We start from the raw sequence: 21,040 nt of genomic DNA on the forward strand, positions 1-21,040 counted from the left end.
TATGACGACATGATGTGTCTTTGTGAATATTAATATTCCATTTTCACAATAAAATATCAAACAGCCAGTTTTGAAAAACTGGCTGTTATCCCTTTTTTAGCGATTATTTATACATTTTGATCCAGATTACCAAGGCGTTTTCTTTTCCCACTCTGGATCAAAACCTGATGTCGATGCAGCAACTTTTAAATAATCTGCATAACTCTCAGCCAATAAAATTGGTGGAATCTGCTTAAGTGGAAGTTCATTGTTGTTCCAAGAGCGGCTGGCTTTTTTACTAAAAGTCAGTTCATAAAGGACAGCAGGAATATTTTCCTCTGGTACATAACTTCCACTAAATGTAATTTCTACATCAATACCCAACTGTTTATAGGGCTTAGTATAGCGGTCAAATGAACCACCATCTTCGATACTGGCACGTTGATAGCCCAATTTGGTTACAACACCACGGAGGGTAAAGGTATCTGTAAGCCAGCCATTATGATCCTTAATTTCAGTGACATTATCATCTTCAAGCTTTGGTAGGTGATGGGTCATCTGTTCAAATAAGAATTTCACTTTATAGTCTTTAAAGTGTGCAATCCAATCTTTTGCTTCCTTTTCACCGACCAAAACCGCATGAGAAATTTGAATTTTACTGTCTGTGCTAAGCTCGATTTCATCATCATCTAAATTCAGTAATGCACCATCATCACTTGGTCTAAAACTGATTTTTTCACCATTGGTTTTGATTTCAAGCCAAATCAGTTTTTGGATTAAGCGTCTCATGATTGGATGGGCAAAGATATACTCTTGCCACTCTGCAACATTCCACTGACGTTCGCTACACATCGCCTCATACAAACGACCTGTTTGCATATCCACGACTTGTTTAAACTCTTTTTTACTGGTGCTAAATAGTGCTTTGGCTTTTTTGATCAGGCTTTCATCATCATTTTGGCGGGCCGCGGGTAGCGCTTTAACCTCTTTACCTTCTTCATTTTTAAGAATGAATTTGTCTTTATCATCGACAATGGCGCTAAAGTTACGTGAACCATATTGCAGTTGTAACACTCCATTTTCATCTAAACCTGCTGTTGGAATAGTACGGTCAGCCAGTTCATCACTTGTCCATTGATTACGTTCAGCAATCTCAGCAACCAATGTGTTTGCAAGTGTTTGTACCGAAGCAGTCCGGTAACGACGTGAAAGTGAAAGCAACAATTGGATGATTAATGGGTCATTACTGATCGATAATGCACTAATCATGGCTTCAATTTGTGAGCGACGAGGGTAGTGTTGTTTCATATAGTTCTGCAATTGTTTTACTGCAAAACTTCCTTGTGCATTGGCAGTCAGTGAAAGCATACCTTTACTTTTGATCGCGGAACCCAGATAAAGTCCTAAACGTTCGCGTTTAATCTCTTCAATCACTTCTTCTAAGGTGATGGTGCCATATTTGGCATAATATTCAGGGTATTTTTCACCATAACGTTTGTATGAATCCCGATAAGAACTTAGACGGCCAGGTGCTTCTGTAGTTGCATATTGCGTTGCTTCATCCAATGGTGTTTGTAAGGTATCTTGGTGAATAAAACTGTGTAATAAATGATTGGCAAGTTGTACCTGATCTTTTTGATCGAGTAAGTCACTATAGCGTTGTAATAAGGCATTGGCTCTAGGCTCTTTTAGTTTTTCAGCCAATATCACCCACCATTTGACAATTCTAGGGTCAACCTCTTTGCCATTCTGCCATTTCACTTTTGGCAATGTGTCAAAATCAAACCATGTAAAACTGCTTGAAAGTTTGCCTTTTAAACCGTCTTCTGCTTCTTTTAGTAGCACTTCTGGTTTGAGATAGGCACTAATATCCTGTCCAAGCTTTTCTAATGCTGTTAGAAGAGCAGCTCGAACGATTTCTTTCTTCTCTTTATTCAGCAAAGTATTCAGTGGTTTTACTGCATCTTGATTTTGTAGACGTGCTAGCCATTCAATTGCTGTGATTCGAATGTCTTGTTTACCCGAATCTAGGGCTTCGATGGCACGTTGATGAATGTCAGGAAGGTGCTGTAAGGTTTCTTGCGCTTCATAACGCAAACGCTTATTTTCACCCAATGCAAATTCGAGTAAGCGCGGAATAAACTGTACTGGTAAGGATGGGAAACATTTAAGTACAAAGATGGCATCGGATGGGTTAAAGCTTTGATATTCATTTTTTTCTAAAGATGGAGAAAGCCCCAGCGCTTCAGTTAAATATTCTTGATTTTCCGCAAAAAATGGCCAAATTTTATCTTTTTCATAAATATGATCTTGTAAACTTTGATAATAGGATGATCCCGCTAGAATCCCTTGAGCCACTCTACGTTTTGGATCATTAAATTTAGCCGCATCAAGAGCCTGAACAATATGGCGAAGTTCATAATTGGCATATTCTTCAGGTTTAAGCATTTCAAATAAATTAGGCCAGTAGATCCAATTTCGATTGCGTATTGCAATGATTCTCATGGCATGATTAATGGAAAACTCAGGATATTTTTTATATTTATTTTTATGGGTAATAATATTTTCAACTTGGTGGACATTTTTAAAAGATGCATCACCGTTCAATTGGTCAACAATCGATGTTAAGGTTTGATGATTGATTTTTTTAAGCTGCTTTAAATGATCTTGAGCCCAAGTTCTTTTATAACTTGCTGTTTTATTCTCTTCAATTTCATCAGCAGCATTTTGTTCAGCTTTTGCCAAAATTTCTTGATAATTTTCTAAAATAACCTCGGTAAAACTTGCTGGAATTTTTTGTTCAACAAATGGTTGAAAGGTAGGTGCTTCAAAGTCTTGCTGTAATTGAGCAGTATCAACAGATCTTAAGCGCTGAATCGCCATTTGTAAGATTTGTTGTACAGATTTTTGTTTTTCCTGTGCAAAAGCTTGTTCTAGTACAGTCAGATTGTCAGCACCTAAACGTGCCAATAGATCTGCAGAAAAGCCACGTTCCTGACTTGAACCTTCCAATAGATTTTGATTTAAATATTTTTGGCTATCTTCTGGATTTAAATTCGTCAATAAACTGGTGGCTTTAGTACGAATGATTTTAGATTTCCCTACAGAAAGTTTTACAATCAAGTCGGGGATTTGTTTGATCAATGTCGTTTGTTTGGCGATATAGTCTAAAAAGTTCTCTTGTCCAATGATGCTCAGTGTTGGAATAAGTTTTCTGAGTTGATCTAATCGGGCTGAAATGAAATCTTGGGTGTCCTTGAGTAATAATATTTTATCTAATTTACTAGAATGATAACTGTCGATATTTTGGCGTTCAAATAAATAAGGCAACAGTTCATCGCCTAAACCCTGTTGATCACTTTCAAGCAAATCAAATAGTTTCTGTTGGGTCCAATTTTGCTTTAACAATTTATTCGGATCTGCTTCACTAAACTGCTGACTATCAAACGCGGTAATAAATGTATCTACCGTGAGATAAATAAACCAAGCGGGCACTTTTTCATAAATATTGGTAAAATTTTTCTGTTGTGTTGCCGCTTCAAGCACTTTGGCAAAACGAATGATTTGTTCAAATTCTAATTCTTCAAAGATCTCACCATAATAACGACGGCGTAGTTTTAGTGCCGCTTCAGCAAGCTTATTTTCTTTTTTATCCAGTGATTGATTGTTTTGAGGCCAATACCAGCTATAGGTACCTGGCTTTCCCAGTAAAAGCAGTGCTTTTTCATGCGGATATTGCTGTAATTTAAGTAATATTTCTGGATTTTCTCCATCCAAAATAAACAAAACCACATTTTGATCTAGTTGGTCTTCAATGACGGCCAAAGGCTGGAAAATATGGTAGAGCTTTTCAACTTTATTTTTTAAATCTTCATTATGTTTTTGAATGTGGTCATGATCAGCGGTTGAGTTTGCTTGTTGCGTTTTCACTGCCTTATCCTCAGGCTTTAAAAACATCGACTCAATTTTTGAAAAAAGTTTATTTAACATCTGTATTCCTTTTGAGCAACTCGCTGTTGCTTTTCTATAGGCGCTAATACTTTAGGCTTTAATACTGTGCTTGGTAGTCCACTAAAATTATAGAAAAATATCATCAATTTAAATAGCAAGCTTAATTTATCACGACGTAACTTGTCCTTCTAAAGCGATTCTATGATTTAGGCGTTGTAGTTGTAATAAAACATGTCGCCATTTTAAAAGCTGACTGGCTAAATTGTGCTGTGTGGAATCTGATTTAAGTGAGTTTTGAATAAAGCTTAAACCCAAATCTGCAAACTTTTCAGCAAAATCATCCAGTTTAACCAGATCATCCATATCCAGTTTTGAACGACCTGTATTTGCATAGAATTCAAACAAGGCTTGTGATTCCAAGATCAAAAGGTCTAATGCAGATAAATGTTGCTGATGTTTCCATTGTTTTTTTTGTTCGAGCAATTTTTCAATTCGACCAGTAATCAGCTCAACCAAGCTACTTTTCTTCTGTACAGGATAATCATAATCCAGACTGAATATTTTTAAACCTTTTGGCGTTGTTAAAAACACACTACATGGAATGAATTGAATCTGTTGCTGTGTTGCTTCGATACGCACCAATGTTGCGATAATTTTTTCATTATGAATCAGTTGGGTGAGATGTTTAATTCGTGCACGGTATTCTGGTTCTATCGGAATGACCAGTTTGAGTGCTCTATTTTCATCGTCAGTAATACGGTATTCAAAATATTGCTCGAGTTCGTTGAGTTCAGGCGCTGTGATACTTTTATGGCGAAGCAGTATATAACGAGATTTAAGCTGTTCTAGGCTTGAATGCGGAACAAGCATTTCCTGTAAAGATTGCCATGTTGAAATGCCAGTATTCATCTGTTCTAAGTCAGATTGGCTGAGTGCATTGAACAAGCCTTTTGGTAAAAAACGAGTATCTGTGCTGGCACTCAGTTGTGTATCTGAACTGGATTTTGCATGGGTTAGTTCAAGTTGATGTTGGAGTAAAAAGCTGAGAGAACTTCCCCAAATTCCAGTATTGGCTGCACTGTGCATATCAAAGGTACGATCTAAATGATTGGCACGTGCCTGAGTCACTTCTTTGAGTTGTTGCTCTTTTACATCCCAGAAGCATACTGTTAGACCATGTGCACCACTCTCTGTATTCCACCATTCACAACCAAGCGGGATCAGATGTGCTATGGTTTCTTGTTGATAGTCGCGTTGTACAGCACCACGAAGTTGTCGCAATGCTTCGGCTTTAACATCTGGATTTAAATGCTCGATTTCTGACAGTGCAGCCAAATAGGCATACAAATGTGCCAATTGATTAAAAATCTGCTGCTCATCTACCTGTACATCTGCTTCTAAAAACTGCTTCATTGAGCCATGTAGGGCACGCAATAAGCTCCCTAGACGTGGTAAGTTTTGTGCGCGTGCTTGCATATTTAAAATATGCAATGACATGACCATTTCTTTGGCCAGATGTGACAAACCTTGCTGAATAAAGTTTTGACAAATGAGTTTAAGTTCTTGGATCAATACCTGATCATCAGGCGAAAGTTGCTGCGTAGGATGGTGTTGTTGCGCTGTTGTATCAATTGACCATTGCCATTTTTCAGGGGCATTTTTTAGAACTAAATAAGCAATACATGCCAAATGCCCAGCAACTTTTTGTTTGTCGGCAATTTCTGACAACATGCCTTCAAACCCTGTTGCAGGGTAGAGAACAACTGGATTGGGACTTAAATCGGTTTGAAAAGTGATTTTATGTTCTTGAATATCAATTTGACAGGGTTCAGGTTGCAGCAACCAATTTTGTACAAATTCATAGGCCAAACGGATATTGGCTTTGCCTGCTTGTTTTTGGATTTTGCTTGGATCAAATTCTAAAACAGTTTCAAGGGCTGATGTTGTGGCTTGCTCAGATGTCTCAGTATGTTGAGATGCTTCCTGTTGAGCTAGCAGTACTGCATTTTCTCGATTATTGTTAGGGCTATTTTCACTTGGGCTATTTGCGGTAGTTAGTAGTGTTTCATGTTCCTGAATCCATAAAATACTGCTGAGAATATGTTTACAACAGCCTTGTGCTGAACAATTACACAGTGCTTTGGTGATGCCCTCAAGGGGCAGTTTAACTTCACATTCTTCGACTTTAAATACCAGTTGATCGTGCTCTTGTTGTATTAGTTCAACAGCATCTAAGGCTTTACGGGCACGACGTAGAAGACCAGCATTGCTATGCATGGTTAGGCTGTCTTCATCGTATTGGGTATAAATATGCCAACTCATTGCATCACCTCTGCAAACCATGTTGCCAAATGTTCAGGGGTCATTGCAGCGATTTGCATACCGCGTTCTTGGAGTTTTTGTGCCATATTGATGTCATAAACAGGATTGGCTGCTTGATCCAGCGCAGCAAGCCCAAGTAATTTGCAGCCTTGTTGGTTGAGTTGGCTGGTGGTGTTGAGCATTTGTTGAACGGATGCACCTTCTTCAAAGTCACTGATCAAGACTAAAATACTGCGATTGGGTTGTTTAATTTTCTTTTGACAGTATTGCAAAGCTTGACCAATGTTGGTTCCACCACCGAGTTGAATGGTCAGTAAGACTTCAACCGGGTCATGTGCCAAATGGCTTAAATCAACAATTTGGGTGTCAAACAGGACCAGACTCATATTGACCGCAGGGAGAGCCGCCAAAATACTGGCACATACTGCTGCATACATGATCGAATCCATCATCGAGCCACTTTGGTCGACACACAGTACAATTTCCCATGGCAAATGTTTCTGTACACGGGCATTAAAATAAGGGGTTTGGATAATCAGTTTTTGTAAATCAGGCTGATAATTCTTGAGATTGGCTTGAATGGTCCGTTTCCAATCAAAGTTTTGTGCCTGTTTAAGATGTGAACGCTTAAAACGATTACGACGACCTTGTAGTGCTTTTAAAAATTGTGTGCGGATTTTTTGTAAGAGTTCTTCCACGACTTTTTGAATTAATTCTCGAATCGCATCCTTCATCTCATTGCTTAAACGTCCACGCATACTCAACAAAGCTTTAGCCACCGCAGGGTTGGGTTCAAGTTGTCTTACATGCTCTGGATTTTTAAATAATTCAGTTAATTCATAACGCTCTATGGCTTGTTTTTGCATACGTTCAAAGGTCGATTTTGGGAACAGTTTTCGACTTTGGTTGAGCCAGTTAATCGCGTTAAGCTGCGAAGCTTCCAAACCGCCATGGCGATTTTTCCCTTGTTGGATGCCACGACGCTTATATTCATTTTGGTAAAGATAATCGAGATTGCGCTCAAGTTTTAGTTGATCGCCTGACAATGCCGCTGCTGATAAATTCTGGTCGGCATAGCGACCGAGCATCAAACGCCAACGGCGTGCTTGATCCATTGCATCAAGAGAAGCGGGGGTATCTGAGTTTTCATCAAGATTTGGTTCAGGAGGTAATTGACTCATTTATTCACTCCTTGTTGTTCTGGGTTGAGTTGCTTTGAGCGATTGCTTGCCCAGCGATCTAAGTGATCATATTCAAATATTTTTTGCAGTTGCTGGTTAAGTTGTATGCCTTGGAATACATCCTGTTCCCCAATATGACTAAGCACCTGATCGAGAATGATATCCTCGCCAAGTCCTGTGGTTTTTGCGATAATTTGCGATACTTTGGTGCTTTGCTTTGGGGTGAGTTGACTAAAGATATAGCGTAAATCAGGTAAAATCCGAATAAAGGTATTTTCCGTCCAATGACTGACCAATTGGTGAAGTGCATCAATTGCAACCTTGGATTGCACAAAGATTTCAGGCGCAATAAAAAACATGCCATGTAGGTATTGCACAGCATCTTCAGGATCACTTCCCACTGCAAAAGCCAGTTGTAATTGTTGTTGAAGCTGATTTTGTTCAATTTGATGGTCTAAAAACTGCAAAGTATGCAGCGCACCTTTGAGTGAACTAAGATGAAATTCATCAATTTTTGCCAGATCAATTTGGCTATACATCAGTTCCAGTAAATCTACATCTTGTGCATTTACAACTGCATGCTGTAGTGAAAGATTTCGTTGCTTGATATTTAAAATCAGCTCATGCAAGGTTTTTAAGTTGCTAAGATTTTGTTCAATTTTTTCTTCATGGGTATCGTAAATTTGATCAAGTAAAAAACAGGCCTGATAGACGGCAAAACTTAAACTTTGTATCACGATATTTTCGGGTAAATTTAACAGCTTGTGACCATGCCACAAATAATACAATTGCTGTGCTGCACCAATCACCGAGGCAAGGTTTTGATCGCTTTCTAAAAAAGTATCGAGTTGTTGACTAAGCAATTCTAAATGTTGCTTTAATCCTAAGCGACACGCCAAAGCCAGCAATTTGGCAGTTTCAAAGGCAGATTGCCCGACACCTTTTGCTTCATTTTCTTGCTGTAGTTTAATAATTTTAAGCAGTGCAATTTGTTCGAGTTGATTGCCCATTTCAGCCAGTTCAATCAAACGCGCTTCGACACTGGGTGTCCATGCATAACGCCATTCCTCAAACAGCAAATCTAGACTGGCACCTTGAACAAAATCTGGACCCGAAATACGTTGGGCAAAATTACAGCCAACAAACTCCAGTAAATGCAAATATTGGCTAATGTCCTGATGTAAAGGTTTACGATAAATATCGAGTTTTCGATTGCGTAAAATGGTGTCATTTAAATTAAAACGATAGGCTTTAATCTGTTGATAGGTATTTTGTAATAATGCAGGGCTGTGCTGATTTTGAGCAACCTTACCAAGTTGTTGTCCACTTAAAAATTGAAAAATCAGGGTAAATAAATGCTGTTGTCCATCATCCATTTCCCCTTTGATTAAGGCGGATTGTAAGGCATCGAGTAAATCATAACGGCTCGGTTGATAATGCCCTCGAAGGCAAGCCAATTGCCAAGCAAGTTCAGCGGTATTTTTTAGCGCGATATAAGGCGTTACATCCAGTGCATTTTCTTGGTTTAAAAAATGGCATAACTCATTTAAATATTGAAAAAATTGCAGTTGCGTTTGTTCAACCGTTGGATTGTTTGCAGATTTTAAATTTTGCCAATGTTGTTGATAATATGCAGGTGAGGGCATACCTGAAGCATAGCCATTTAAAGCATCTAAACGATCGAAACTATAGCGAATCAGCCAAGCTTGCTCTTGCCAGTTTTGCTTTTGATCTTGGACAATAAAACGTTCTGCTTGCTGTGGGGCTGCTAGATTTTCAATTAAGGCAAGACTATGAAAGCCACCCGTGATCACCAAAAGTTTATGCTTGGGATCAATACTGTCTTGGATGCAATTCCACATCACATCTTCACGATGTAATGAAGCATCTTGCAAAAGTACCTCACGCTCATAATCCAAACGTGCCAATGAACACCAAGCAAAAACATCATCAAAAAATGTTTGAGCATGCTGCAGTTGTTCAACACTTTGCAGCTCGAATAAATGATCCCAAAGTTCATCGTGATTTCGGCAATGCATGGTTTCAGCAAGTTTTTGGATATATTGGCTATGCGCAAAATAACGTTCAGACAGCAAACTTTTTTGTTGCCAGTCCAAATCGGATTGTTGCGTTTTTAAGGCACTTTGTTTTGCCCAATCCAAGTCAATAAATTTAACATCTGCTTGAATGAGTTTTGCCTGTTGGATGGCGACCCATTCAGGTGAGTATTCACAAAAAGGGAAGTAGGCAGAAAAGATTTCTGGTTGAACCTCGTCATCACTTTCATGTTCTTCACCAGCACTCTCTTTATTTGCAGCGCCTTTTTTGGGTGAGGTTTTATTTGAAGAGCGTTGTGCTTGTGCAAATATAGCCACAGGAGGCTGAGTGGCTTGGTTCTGTAAGCTTTCAATTAAGAATTCAAAACTTGTTGGTGCTTCGATTAAAATGTGTGTGGGCTTCAGTTCATCGATATAATGTTTTAACGCGTATGCACAAGCGGGGCTATGATGGCGGATTGGCGCAAAAAAAACGTTTTGCTCTGCCATTTGCTGTTTCAGGTGAAATGCCTGTTTTAAGCGTTCAGGCATTTCACCTCTCTCTATATTTCGATCCAACAGCTGCATGATTAAAACTCTCGGCTGGCGTCATAGAAACTTTTCCAGTCGGCATCTTTACGTGCACGCTCTTTCACCACAGTATCCAGATAGTAACGTAGGCGTTTAGCGTCATCTGGATTATCTTTAAACACAACCCCAATTAATTGTTGTGCGAGGTGTTCTGCTTTTAATGTTCCATCACTGAGATAAATGGCTTGTAGACCTGCCGCATGGGCAATATTGACCGCTTCAGCAGTAGACATAACAGCATCAGGCGTTTTAAGTGTTGCGCCTTGCAGACTTTGTCCTGTTCTGAGCTCATTGAAAATGGTCACCAAGAGTTCGATAACTTCTGGGCGAACTTGGATTTCACTGTATAAATCAGCAAGCTGGTTCTTAAGTTGTAATCCCACCAGTTCGATTTCAAATTTTTGATCACGAATTGGTTTTACTGTTTCAAAGTTAAAGCGGCGCTTTAATGCTGCTGACATTTCATGTACGCCACGATCACGCAAGTTTGCTGTTGCGATGATGTTAAATCCTTGTGTAGCTTGCAAACTAAAATCTTGTCCCATTTCAGGGATCATCATTTGCTTCTCAGACAGTAAAGACACCAACACATCCTGAATTTCAGGTGGACAACGGGTGATTTCTTCAAAGCGGGCAATTTGTCCGTTTTTCATGGCATAGAAGAGCGGGGAGGGAATCAGTGATTTATCTGTTGGTCCTTCCGATAAAAGGAGTGCGTAGTTCCAAGAATATTTAATATGGTCTTCGGTTGTCCCTGCTGTCCCTTGAATTGTGAGCTGAGAATTGGCTGAAATGGCAGCACTAAATAGCTCTGAAAGCATCGATTTGGCTGTACCTGGTTCACCCACCAGCATCAAACCCTGATTGCCCATCAACGTAACCAAGGCACGGTCAACTAAAGCATCATCACCATAAAACTTTTTTTGAATATCCAGCTTGGCATCACCCAAGATAAATGAGCGAACAGCGTAGGCAGAAAGTTGCCAACCTGCTGGCTTTCTATGTTGATCTTGTTCTTTTAAGCGTTCTAGTTCCGCTTGATATTTTTGTTCTGAACTGTGCTTAATTTGATTTTGAAAATTTTGCTTCATAATGATTCTATATATATTTTATCCAATGAATCTATCATAACTGGCAAAGGCTGAGATGACCACTGGTACATAAGTTGTTCGCGACAAATTGTGACATCTGTTTGTTATAAAAAGTATTTTTAAGTAAATTGAGTGCTGTAATTGCAAGTGAACTAGGGTTAGATTGTTTATAATTGTATAGTATGATGATCTGTATTGAAATTTTGTGAAATAGTGATTGTATTGATTCGTAAATCAGTACATTAATGTAAGCGTTGAGAAACTATTTAATACAAGCTTTAGTGTTTGAAAAACCACAGTTACGAGGGTGCACATGGCAAATTCTAATAAAAAACAATCAGGCGGATTTATTTCAAATGCTTTTGGCGTGGCCAAAAAGCTAAGCGAAACAGGCTTAAGTGTGATCAATCATGTTGCTCCTGGTACGGTGAGTAAATTGAGCCACAGTCTTAAAGATGAATCCGTTGTACAAGGCACTGCTCAAGAAAAAAGTGCTTTTGAACGTAAACAATATGAAAATCCTCAACAAATGCTACGGGAACATCTCCCCAATGTAACTGGGCAGCTTTTGGGGAAACATTATAAAAAAATCAATAATGTCGCTTCGTTTATTTCACCAGATTTAAACGATAAATTGTCTGATTTTATTTTTGATAAGCTCAATGAGTTTGTTTCAGAACTGACTTCTGTAGAAGCCGTTCTAAAAGAAGTGGGTGCAAAAAGCTTGGCAGAATTGGCCAAGGATCCTGAACGTTCACAACGGATCAGTACTGCGCTGGCGAATCAGAATAAAATTATTGCTGCAATTCAAGGTACAGTGACAGGTGCGTTTGGCGGCTTAGGCGCAATTCTTGATGTACCTAGTTCACTGGCTTTGGCACTCCGAAGTGTTTATCACACTGGGCGAGCGCATGGTTTTGAGTTGAATGCAAAAGATCATGCTGTTGTTGAATACATTTTTAAACAAATTGATCTAGGCACTGTTGCTGAAAAACACGCATTGATGGCGGCAATACGAACTTTTGCAGGGGTGTTGCAAACCCACAATGTGAGCCAATTGCAACAGCTATTAGGTTCAAGCAATGATATAGAGCTGTTAAAAAAATGGGTGGCAAATGAGGATGGTACATTTAAGTTGCCATGGATGAATAATCTTCCACATTTTAGCCTGTTGACACGACTTACTCCCTTAGCCACGATGGGCATTAGTGCTGCATATAGCTGGAAACTGGTCGATGATGCTACCGATAAAGCACAAATCGTATTTTCTGGTGCAAGGCAATATCTGCTACAGCATTCTGATGAAAAAATTGATGTATTAGATGCTTATGAAAAATTTAGTCAATTGATCTCAGACGCGCATCCCTTGCTTTTAGAAGCCAGCAAAGCAGAAACGCTTGCAGAGAAAGTCGAGTCTCAGGTTGAAAATGAAGCAATTACTCATGTTGAAGTGAAGGAAAAAACCAGTGAAGCTGTTGAAGAACCCAATGCTGAGCAAAAAGTTGAGCAGGGGATTCAAAAACTGGCTGAAACGCACATTGAAGATAAACATGCGACTCAGCAGCAAGACAAAGCGACACCCGTAAAACCTCGACGTACCGCGCAAAAGAAAGGCGCAGCAGTGGATACCACTACAGCGAAAGTAACTGATGTGGCGAAAACATCGACAACTGCAAAAACTGTAACAAAAAAGCACACCCCGGCAAAAGCCAAAGCGGCTCCTGAAAATACGGTAAAAGCGTCTGAAAAAACGCAAGAAGCTACTGAAACAAAATCAGAAAGTAAGCCTGAGTAAGTTGAATCATTGATTTAGCCAAAGCTTGAAATGGTCAATATTTGACACCATGTTGAATGTTGACCATTTTTACTTCTTGGCTTACAATTGCATGCCCTCAAAAAGTGGTAATTTTTTGAGGCTTTTTATTAACGGGAGAATTGCCATATGGCAACAACAAATCAGTTGATCCGTAAGGGTCGCACAACTTTGATTGAAAAATCAAAAGTTCCTGCGTTGAAGGCTTGTCCACAACGTCGTGGTGTTTGTACACGTGTTTATACAACTACACCTAAAAAACCTAACTCAGCAATGCGTAAAGTTTGCCGTGTTCGCTTAACTTCAGGTTTCGAAGTTTCTAGCTATATCGGTGGTGAAGGCCATAACCTACAAGAGCACAGTGTTGTTCTTATCCGTGGTGGTCGTGTTAAAGACTTACCAGGTGTACGTTACCATACCGTTCGTGGTTCTTTGGACTGTGCTGGTGTTAAAGATCGTAACCAGTCTCGTTCAAAATACGGTACTAAACGTCCTAAGAAATAATCTTTTAAAGATTAGCTTCTTAAGAATATAGAGCCGCAATCCTTTATCGTCTCGCTTGTCTGATTTCTGCATTAATTTTGTGAAATTCAAGCGACGTGTAGTAAGGCCAGCGAATAGCACACGACACTTTGTGCTGATGCTGGATAAACCTGAAGTGTCATATTTATAGGTAGATTAAAATGCCAAGACGTCGCGTAGTCGCTGCTCGTGAAATCCTTCCGGATCCTAAGTTCAGTAGCCAAACAATCGCTAAATTCATGAACCACGTAATGCAAGATGGTAAAAAGTCTATTGCTGAAAGTATCGTTTACGGTGCTTTAGACCGCGTTCAAGAAAAAAATAAAGTAGACCCAGTTGAATTTTTCGAGACTACTCTTGAAAAAGTTCGTCCTATGGTCGAAGTAAAAGCACGCCGTGTTGGTGGTGCTACTTATCAGGTACCTATGGAAGTACGCCCATCCCGTCGTACTGCCCTAGCTATGCGTTGGTTGGTAGATGCTGCTGCTAAGCGTTCTGAAAAAACTATGGCGTTACGTCTTGCTGGTGAGTTGCTTGATGCAGCTGAAGGTAAAGGCGCAGCGATCAAAAAACGTGAAGATGTGCACCGTATGGCTGAAGCTAACAAAGCCTTCTCTCACTACCGCTTCTAAGCGGCTAAAACAGTCCCTAATCAGGAGAATACTCATGCGTACTGCAGCACGATTTAACATCGCCCTCTACCAAAGTGGGGGATTTGCGGGTATTTAAGTTGCCCATTACGTATCGAGTATCCGTACGCATCAATGCTTCATTGATGCGTCCTGTTTTAAACAACAAAATTTAGGAATGCAAGAAATCATGGCTCGTCAAACCCCAATTTCTCGTTATCGTAACATTGGTATTTCTGCGCACATTGATGCCGGTAAAACTACAACTACTGAACGTATTTTGTTCTACACAGGTGTATCTCACAAAATTGGTGAAGTACATGACGGTGCAGCAACAATGGACTGGATGGAACAAGAGCAAGAACGTGGTATTACAATCACTTCAGCTGCTACGACTTGTTTCTGGTCTGGTATGGGCAAGCAGTTCCCTGAACACCGTATCAACGTAATTGATACACCGGGACACGTAGACTTCACAATCGAAGTTGAACGTTCTATGCGTGTTCTTGACGGTGCGTGCATGGTTTACTGTGCTGTAGGTGGTGTTCAACCTCAGTCAGAAACTGTATGGCGTCAAGCAAATAAATATAAAGTGCCTCGTTTAGCATTCGTGAACAAGATGGACCGTACTGGTGCAAACTTCTTCCGTGTTGTTGAACAAATGCGTACTCGTTTAGGTGCTCATCCTGTACCTGTAGTGATTCCAATTGGTGCTGAAGAAAATTTCCAAGGTGTTGTTGACCTGATCGAAATGAAAGCAATCATTTGGGATGAGGCTTCTCAAGGTATGCAGTTCGAATATGGTGATATTCCTGCTGATCTTCAAGCATCTGCTGAAGAATGGCGCACCAATATGGTTGAAGCTGCTGCAGAAGCATCTGAAGAGTTGATGGACAAATACCTAGAAGAAGGTGATCTTTCTAAAGAAGACATCGTTGCAGGTATTCGTACGCAAACTTTGGCTGGCGAAATCCAACCAATGCTTTGTGGTACAGCATTCAAAAACAAAGGTGTTCAACGTATGTTGGATGCTGTAATTGAATTCTTACCATCGCCTACAGAAGTTAAGCCTATCGAAGGTATTCTTGACGACAAAGCTGAAACTAAAGCGATTCGTGAAGCATCTGATGAAGCGCCGTTCTCTGCATTAGCGTTCAAAATCATGAACGATAAGTTCGTAGGTAACTTGACTTTCGTACGTGTTTATTCTGGTGTTCTTAAACAAGGCGACCCAGTATATAACCCAGTTAAGTCTAAACGTGAACGTATTGGCCGTATCGTACAAATGCACGCAAATGATCGTCAAGACGTTGAAGAAATTCGCGCTGGTGACATCGCTGCATGTGTAGGTCTTAAAGACGTAACAACTGGTGATACGCTTTGTGATGAGAAAAACATCATTACACTAGAGCGTATGGAATTCCCAGAGCCAGTAATTTCTCTTGCTGTTGAGCCTAAAACTAAGGCTGACCAAGAAAAAATGTCTATCGCTCTTGGTCGTTTGGCTAAAGAAGATCCATCGTTCCGTGTACGCACAGACGAAGAATCTGGTCAAACGATTATTGCGGGTATGGGTGAGCTTCACCTTGACATCCTTGTTGACCGTATGAAGCGTGAATTTAACGTTGAAGCGAACATTGGTAAACCAATGGTTGCTTACCGCGAAACAATCAAAAAGAGTGTTGAGCAAGAAGGTAAATTCGTACGTCAAACAGGTGGTAAAGGTAAATTCGGTCATGTATATGTTCGTTTAGAGCCTATGGATGTTGAAGAAGCTGGTAAAGAATACCAATTCGCTGAAGAAGTTGTAGGTGGTGTAGTACCTAAAGAATTCTTCGGTGCGGTTGACAAAGGTATTCAAGAACGTATGAAGAATGGTGTATTGGCTGGTTACCCTGTTGTGGGTATCAAAGCGACATTATTTGATGGTTCTTACCATGATGTCGATTCTGACGAATTATCGTTCAAAATGGCAGGTTCTTACGCATTCCGTGATGGTTTCATGAAAGCAGATCCTATCTTGCTTGAACCAATCATGAAAGTTGAAGTAGAAACTCCAGAAGACTACATGGGCGATATCATGGGTGACTTAAACCGTCGTCGTGGTATGGTTCAGGGTATGGACGACTTACCTGGCGGTACTAAAGCAATTCGTGCTGAAGTTCCACTTGCTGAGATGTTTGGTTACGCGACTCAAATGCGTTCTATGTCTCAAGGTCGTGCGACATATTCTATGGAATTTGCTAAATATGCTGAAACTCCACGTAACGTGGCTGAAGGCATCATTTCTAAATTCCAGTCTGGCGGTAAAAAAGGTGACGACGAGTAATCTTTCGATTACTATAAGCCCAAACTAATTCATAGTTAAAAACCAAGTGCTCATGCAGTGACCCTGCATGAGTAGTTTAAAAAGGAAGCTCTCATGGCTAAGGCTAAGTTTGAACGTAATAAGCCACACGTAAACGTGGGTACAATTGGTCACGTCGACCATGGTAAAACAACTTTAACTGCTGCAATTGCAACAATTTGTGCAAAAACTTACGGCGGTGAAGCTAAAGACTACGCAGCAATCGATTCTGCACCAGAAGAAAAAGCACGTGGTATTACAATTAATACTTCACACGTAGAATACGATTCTCCAATTCGTCACTACGCTCACGTAGACTGCCCAGGTCACGCCGATTATGTTAAAAACATGATCACTGGTGCTGCTCAGATGGACGGTGCGATCCTAGTATGTGCTGCGACTGATGGTCCAATGCCACAAACTCGTGAACACATCCTTCTTTCTCGCCAAGTAGGTGTACCTTATATTCTTGTATTCCTTAACAAGTGTGACCTTGTTGATGATGAAGAATTACTTGAATTAGTAGAAATGGAAGTTCGTGAACTTCTTTCTACTTATGACTTCCCAGGTGATGACACACCTATCATCCGTGGTTCAGCACTTGCTGCACTTAATGGTGATGCTGGTCAATATGGCGAATCAGCTGTACTTTCACTTGTTGAAGCGCTTGATTCTTATATTCCAGAACCAGAACGTGCTATCGATAAAGCATTCTTGATGCCAATCGAAGATGTATTCTCTATTTCTGGTCGTGGTACAGTGGTAACAGGTCGTGTAGAATCTGGTATCGTTAAAGTCGGCGAAGAAGTTGAAATCGTTGGTATCAAAGATACAGTTAAAACAACTGTAACTGGCGTAGAAATGTTCCGCAAACTTCTTGACGAAGGTCGTGCGGGCGAGAACTGTGGTGTTCTTTTACGTGGTACTAAGCGTGAAGACGTACAACGTGGTCAAGTACTTGCTAAACCAGGTACAATTAAGCCGCACACTAAATTCGACGCAGAAGTATATGTACTTTCTAAAGAAGAAGGTGGTCGTCATACTCCGTTCCTTAACGGTTACCGTCCACAGTTCTACTTCCGTACAACTGACGTAACTGGCGCAATCCAATTACAAGACGGCGTTGAAATGGTTATGCCAGGTGACAACGTTGAAATGTCAGTAGAACTAATTCACCCAATCGCAATGGACCCAGGTCTACGTTTTGCGATCCGTGAAGGTGGTCGTACAGTTGGTGCTGGTGTAGTTGCTAAAGTAACTGCATAATCGCTGATTGTGTAAAAGAGCGCTCCTTTGGAGCGCTTTTTTTTGTGGATAAAATAAAGCGTCTATAAATTGTTAGACAATACCCATCAAAAGCTGTCCTTAACTGATATTTGTGTGACCTAATCTGCAATTATTAAACTTTCATAAAAACGTAATATAAAGAAAGAGAAAAACAAACATAAAGAATTTAAGTGAAACTCACTTAATAGGAGGAATCGCAATGAATGCAAAAGTGAATATTTCAAACCGTGCTGGTGCATCTTTCCCTGTACGTCGTATGGATTTTAATTTTGACGATGTACCTGAATATTGGGCAAGTGGTTCAGCGGGTATTACACATTTCATGACTGCATTGTCAGCATTGTTCCCAGATGGTGAAAAACTTTTTATTGATTCTGTGCGTGCGGTACGTTATCACCCTGCGATTAAGGACAATGAAGCATTACAAAAAGAGATCAGTGCTTTTATTGGACAAGAAGCCATGCACACCAAAGAGCATGAAAACTTTAATGCTTCAGCAAAAAAGTTTGGTCATGATGTTGAGAAATACGAGCGTGAAACAGGTGTGTTAATTCAAGGCGCACGTAAATGGTTTGCACGTGTAGTCAAGCCTTTTGGTATGACTCAAGAAATGGTGGATTTAACCGCGACCACTGCATTAGAGCATTTTACTGCAACAATTGCTTCGCAACTGTTGGTCAATGGACATATTCAAAAGTTAATGACTGATCCAACCATGTCGTATATGTGGTATTGGCATGCTGTAGAAGAAAATGAACATAAAGCAGTGGCTTATGATGTTTATGAAGCGGTGTTTGGTAAAGGTATCAAAGCTTATGGCTTACGTACCACGGCTTTAGTTTTTGCAATGGTACTCATCTTTATGGCGCAATCATCTTTTGTGGTGCGTTTATTAAAAGAAGATGGCAAGCTCAACCTAAAAGAGCTCGGTATTATTTATAAATATGCTTATAGCCCATCTAAAGGCATTATCACAGGAATGACCAAAGAAATGTTGGCATACTTTAAGCCAGGTTTTCATCCAAATGATCTCGATACAGTGAGTTTGCTTGAGACATGGAAAGCAAAACTGGGTCTGTAACGCGTTTTAAAGTCAGCATTTTGATTAAGGAGCAACAATTGTTGCTCTTTTTTATTAGACTTATTGGTTTAATTTCTTATAATTCATTTTTAATATTGAGTTGATGAACGCAGATGATTCGTTTAATGCAATCTTCAGATCTGCACGCTGTTTCTCAAATTGAAGACTTGGTACAAAGTCATCCTTGGAAAAAAAGTCAATTTGAAGAGTCTATAACAAGTTATTTAAGTACGGTGATTGAGCAAGACCATCAAGTGGTGGGCTTTTGTATTCTGCAACCTGTTTTAGATGAAGCCAATTTATTACTTATGGCGATTCATCCGAGCCAGCAGGGTAAAGGATTAGGCTATCAACTGTTAGATGAATCGATTGCATTATTAAAAAATAATCCAGTGCAAATCTTTCTTGAAGTGCGTGAGTCAAATAAAGCTGCGATTGCGCTGTATGAAAAAGCCAACTTTCATCAAATTGATTTAAGAAAAAATTATTATCCGAATCAACAGGGTGGCCGTGAACATGCAATTATTATGGTCAAAGCCTGTAGTGATGATTTTTCAAAGTTATTTAAATAAGTCTAAGCAATATCGAGAATGCGAACAGCGAAAGCCGATTATTTAATAATCGGCTCATTCCATTCTGAAGGCAGGGTGGTCATCAACATATCGCCCAACTCTTGAATTTCTTTGGCTTCCAAATGACGATTGATCCGTCGCCATTGTCCATCTAATAATAATTCAAATGGTGCATATTGAGATTTGTAATTCATTTTCTCGGCATGTGGAACCCAATACCCGAGGTAAACAAAATCTAGATTCAACGATTTTACATATTCAATTTGTTTGAGAATCGCAAAAACCCCCAGTGAACGCTTACTTTCATTTGGATCAAAGAAGGTATATACCGCAGAAACGCCATCATCCAATTGATCACAGGTAGAGACACTAATTAAACGATCATCTTTCCACAATTCAAGGAAAAAGCTGTTGGTACAACTGTGAATCAGGAATTTTTCAAATTGGTCATAACTGGGTGGGAACATATCACCATCGGCGTGTCTTTCAATAATATAACGCTCGTACAGATGATAATGCGTTTGTGTGGCCTCTTGGGTCGAAATAATTTTAACGGTTAAATCTTGATTGCGTTTCCAGGCTTTTTTCTGAGCACTGCTCATTTTAAATTCAGTCACTGGCACCCGACAAGATAAGCATTGGCGGCAAAGATGACATTCAGGGCGATAAACAAAATCACCACTGCGTCTAAAACCTACACGCGATAATTCGGAAAGTGTGACAACATCAATACGATGTACAGGGTCGAGAAACACCATACGTGCAGATTTATTTTCTAGATAACTGCAATCATGCGGTGGTGTAATATAGTACTGTAAGTCGTTTAATAGGGACTTAGGATGATAAGAATTCATAAATCATGTCCCTCCTTTTATTTTCATTCCATTAAGCGCGATAAAATCGCTATTGTTTTACTTGAAAATACACGCTCTTGATAACTTTTCCAATCTATAGAGGGTTGTTTTATTACATCTTGTAACGATTTAAGGTATTCATGGCGAGAAAGTGTACAAGCACCAAGGCTGAGTAAGTGATCATTGACCAACTGACAGTCAATCCACGGTAAATTATTTTCTCGGCCCAATAACATCAGTGTGTAAAAAGCCATTTTGGAAACATCGGTTTGAGTGCTAAACATCGACTCACCAAAACAACCATGGCCAATTGTCACACCATACAGCCCACCTACAATTTTGTCTTGATCCCAGACTTCAACACTATAGGCATAGCCAGCTTCAAATAGTTGGCAATAACCGTGAATAATCTCCTCAGAAATCCACGTTTCATCCGCATAGCTACGTGGGAGCGAACAAGAACGAATGACCTGTTCAAAAGCATGATTGATGGTAATTTTATAATCAAACTTTTTCATATTTCGCAGTAGTGATTTACTTGGGTGATAATCCTGAGGGCGAATGATGCAACGGGGTTCTGGACACCACCAACAAATTGGTTCACCTTCGGAAAACCATGGAAATAAGCCATGCGTATAAGCTTCATATAATGTAGAAGGCGCTAAGTCTGCACCTATACAAATTAAGCCTTGTTCATCTGGATCAGCTTCTATTGGATCTGGAAAAATAAATTGTGAAAGGGGGAGTTGATTCACGAGAATTCATCAATAAAAAAGATCAGCTT

Annotated in this window: 14 protein-coding genes; 7 read left to right on the forward strand and 7 right to left on the reverse strand. The window is 39.8% G+C overall.

Annotated features, from left to right (window positions below; genetic code table 11):
* Nucleotides 1–126: 126 nt before the first annotated feature.
* From PYV58_RS04080 to PYV58_RS04100, 5 genes are all read right to left on the reverse strand, one after another.
* Nucleotides 127–3,969 carry a DUF4132 domain-containing protein gene (locus PYV58_RS04080; RefSeq protein ID WP_275059710.1) on the reverse strand — a complete coding sequence of 1,281 codons (3,843 nt, stop codon included), beginning with the start codon at nucleotides 3,967–3,969 and terminating at the stop codon, nucleotides 127–129.
* A 129-nt stretch (nucleotides 3,970–4,098) separates the two neighbouring features.
* Nucleotides 4,099–6,252 (reverse strand): hypothetical protein, encoded by a 2,154-nt coding sequence (locus tag PYV58_RS04085; RefSeq protein WP_034617740.1) that lies wholly within the window; start codon nucleotides 6,250–6,252, stop codon nucleotides 4,099–4,101.
* Nucleotides 6,249–7,433, reverse strand: a complete 1,185-nt coding sequence (locus tag PYV58_RS04090) for a VWA domain-containing protein (RefSeq protein ID WP_151956472.1) — start codon at nucleotides 7,431–7,433, stop codon at nucleotides 6,249–6,251. The genes PYV58_RS04085 and PYV58_RS04090 overlap by 4 nt, the downstream gene beginning before the upstream one ends.
* On the reverse strand, nucleotides 7,430–10,057 hold the full coding sequence (locus PYV58_RS04095; RefSeq protein ID WP_171077809.1) for a DUF5682 family protein: 2,628 nt from the start codon (nucleotides 10,055–10,057) through the stop codon (nucleotides 7,430–7,432). Before PYV58_RS04095 ends, PYV58_RS04090 begins: the two co-directional genes overlap by 4 nt.
* A gap of 2 nt (nucleotides 10,058–10,059) precedes the next feature.
* On the reverse strand, nucleotides 10,060–11,151 hold the full coding sequence (locus PYV58_RS04100) for an AAA family ATPase (protein WP_034617731.1): 1,092 nt from the start codon (nucleotides 11,149–11,151) through the stop codon (nucleotides 10,060–10,062).
* Between the two features lie 313 nt (nucleotides 11,152–11,464).
* Here PYV58_RS04100 and PYV58_RS04105 point away from each other — a divergent pair, with 313 nt between their 5' ends.
* The 7 genes from PYV58_RS04105 to rimI all read left to right on the forward strand — a co-directional run bounded on the left by PYV58_RS04105 (nucleotide 11,465) and on the right by rimI (nucleotide 19,402).
* Complete coding sequence (locus PYV58_RS04105; protein WP_034617728.1) at nucleotides 11,465–12,946, forward strand: EcsC family protein; 1,482 nt, start codon at nucleotides 11,465–11,467, stop codon at nucleotides 12,944–12,946.
* Between the two features lie 147 nt (nucleotides 12,947–13,093).
* Nucleotides 13,094–13,468, forward strand: a complete 375-nt coding sequence (gene rpsL / locus PYV58_RS04110; RefSeq protein ID WP_004648013.1) for a 30S ribosomal protein S12 — start codon at nucleotides 13,094–13,096, stop codon at nucleotides 13,466–13,468.
* Between the two features lie 179 nt (nucleotides 13,469–13,647).
* Nucleotides 13,648–14,118: a 30S ribosomal protein S7 gene (gene rpsG / locus PYV58_RS04115; RefSeq protein ID WP_004655203.1), complete on the forward strand. Its 471-nt coding sequence runs from the start codon at nucleotides 13,648–13,650 to the stop codon at nucleotides 14,116–14,118.
* Nucleotides 14,119–14,305: 187 nt separating this feature from the next.
* Nucleotides 14,306–16,444: an elongation factor G gene (gene fusA, locus PYV58_RS04120; RefSeq protein WP_004723654.1), complete on the forward strand. Its 2,139-nt coding sequence runs from the start codon at nucleotides 14,306–14,308 to the stop codon at nucleotides 16,442–16,444.
* Nucleotides 16,445–16,537: 93 nt separating this feature from the next.
* The gene (gene tuf / locus PYV58_RS04125; protein WP_004723653.1) at nucleotides 16,538–17,728 is read left to right on the forward strand and encodes an elongation factor Tu; all 1,191 of its coding nucleotides are present in this window, start codon (nucleotides 16,538–16,540) and stop codon (nucleotides 17,726–17,728) included.
* Nucleotides 17,729–17,948: 220 nt separating this feature from the next.
* A complete protein-coding gene (locus PYV58_RS04130; RefSeq protein ID WP_004817558.1) occupies nucleotides 17,949–18,830 on the forward strand; it encodes a metal-dependent hydrolase in 882 nt (293 codons plus the stop codon).
* 113 nt (nucleotides 18,831–18,943) lie between these two features.
* Nucleotides 18,944–19,402 carry a ribosomal protein S18-alanine N-acetyltransferase gene (rimI, locus tag PYV58_RS04135; protein ID WP_004723651.1) on the forward strand — a complete coding sequence of 153 codons (459 nt, stop codon included), beginning with the start codon at nucleotides 18,944–18,946 and terminating at the stop codon, nucleotides 19,400–19,402.
* A gap of 38 nt (nucleotides 19,403–19,440) precedes the next feature.
* Here rimI and PYV58_RS04140 read toward each other — a convergent pair whose 3' ends face one another.
* Together PYV58_RS04140 and aat are read right to left on the reverse strand one after the other, a co-directional pair.
* The gene (locus PYV58_RS04140) at nucleotides 19,441–20,256 is read right to left on the reverse strand and encodes an arginyltransferase (protein WP_004723650.1); all 816 of its coding nucleotides are present in this window, start codon (nucleotides 20,254–20,256) and stop codon (nucleotides 19,441–19,443) included.
* Nucleotides 20,257–20,279: 23 nt separating this feature from the next.
* Nucleotides 20,280–21,011, reverse strand: a complete 732-nt coding sequence (aat, locus tag PYV58_RS04145; RefSeq protein ID WP_004723649.1) for a leucyl/phenylalanyl-tRNA--protein transferase — start codon at nucleotides 21,009–21,011, stop codon at nucleotides 20,280–20,282.
* Nucleotides 21,012–21,040 lie beyond the last annotated feature (29 nt).

The organism is Acinetobacter sp. TAC-1 (genome assembly GCF_029025845.1).
GTDB classification, from domain to species: domain Bacteria; phylum Pseudomonadota; class Gammaproteobacteria; order Pseudomonadales; family Moraxellaceae; genus Acinetobacter; species Acinetobacter guillouiae.

What these genes read in the sequence shown, in the direction of transcription:
- PYV58_RS04080 (WP_275059710.1), bottom strand. Translation starts at nt 3,969, where the DNA reads ATGTTAAATAAACTTTTTTCAAAAATTGAGTCGATGTTTTTAAAGCCT.
- PYV58_RS04085 (WP_034617740.1), bottom strand. Translation starts at nt 6,252, where the DNA reads ATGAGTTGGCATATTTATACCCAATACGATGAAGACAGCCTAACCATG.
- PYV58_RS04090 (WP_151956472.1), bottom strand. Translation starts at nt 7,433, where the DNA reads ATGAGTCAATTACCTCCTGAACCAAATCTTGATGAAAACTCAGATACC.
- PYV58_RS04095 (WP_171077809.1), bottom strand. Translation starts at nt 10,057, where the DNA reads ATGCAGCTGTTGGATCGAAATATAGAGAGAGGTGAAATGCCTGAACGC.
- PYV58_RS04100 (WP_034617731.1), bottom strand. Translation starts at nt 11,151, where the DNA reads ATGAAGCAAAATTTTCAAAATCAAATTAAGCACAGTTCAGAACAAAAA.
- PYV58_RS04105 (WP_034617728.1), top strand. Translation starts at nt 11,465, where the DNA reads ATGGCAAATTCTAATAAAAAACAATCAGGCGGATTTATTTCAAATGCT.
- rpsL (WP_004648013.1), top strand. Translation starts at nt 13,094, where the DNA reads ATGGCAACAACAAATCAGTTGATCCGTAAGGGTCGCACAACTTTGATT.
- rpsG (WP_004655203.1), top strand. Translation starts at nt 13,648, where the DNA reads ATGCCAAGACGTCGCGTAGTCGCTGCTCGTGAAATCCTTCCGGATCCT.
- fusA (WP_004723654.1), top strand. Translation starts at nt 14,306, where the DNA reads ATGGCTCGTCAAACCCCAATTTCTCGTTATCGTAACATTGGTATTTCT.
- tuf (WP_004723653.1), top strand. Translation starts at nt 16,538, where the DNA reads ATGGCTAAGGCTAAGTTTGAACGTAATAAGCCACACGTAAACGTGGGT.
- PYV58_RS04130 (WP_004817558.1), top strand. Translation starts at nt 17,949, where the DNA reads ATGAATGCAAAAGTGAATATTTCAAACCGTGCTGGTGCATCTTTCCCT.
- rimI (WP_004723651.1), top strand. Translation starts at nt 18,944, where the DNA reads ATGATTCGTTTAATGCAATCTTCAGATCTGCACGCTGTTTCTCAAATT.
- PYV58_RS04140 (WP_004723650.1), bottom strand. Translation starts at nt 20,256, where the DNA reads ATGAATTCTTATCATCCTAAGTCCCTATTAAACGACTTACAGTACTAT.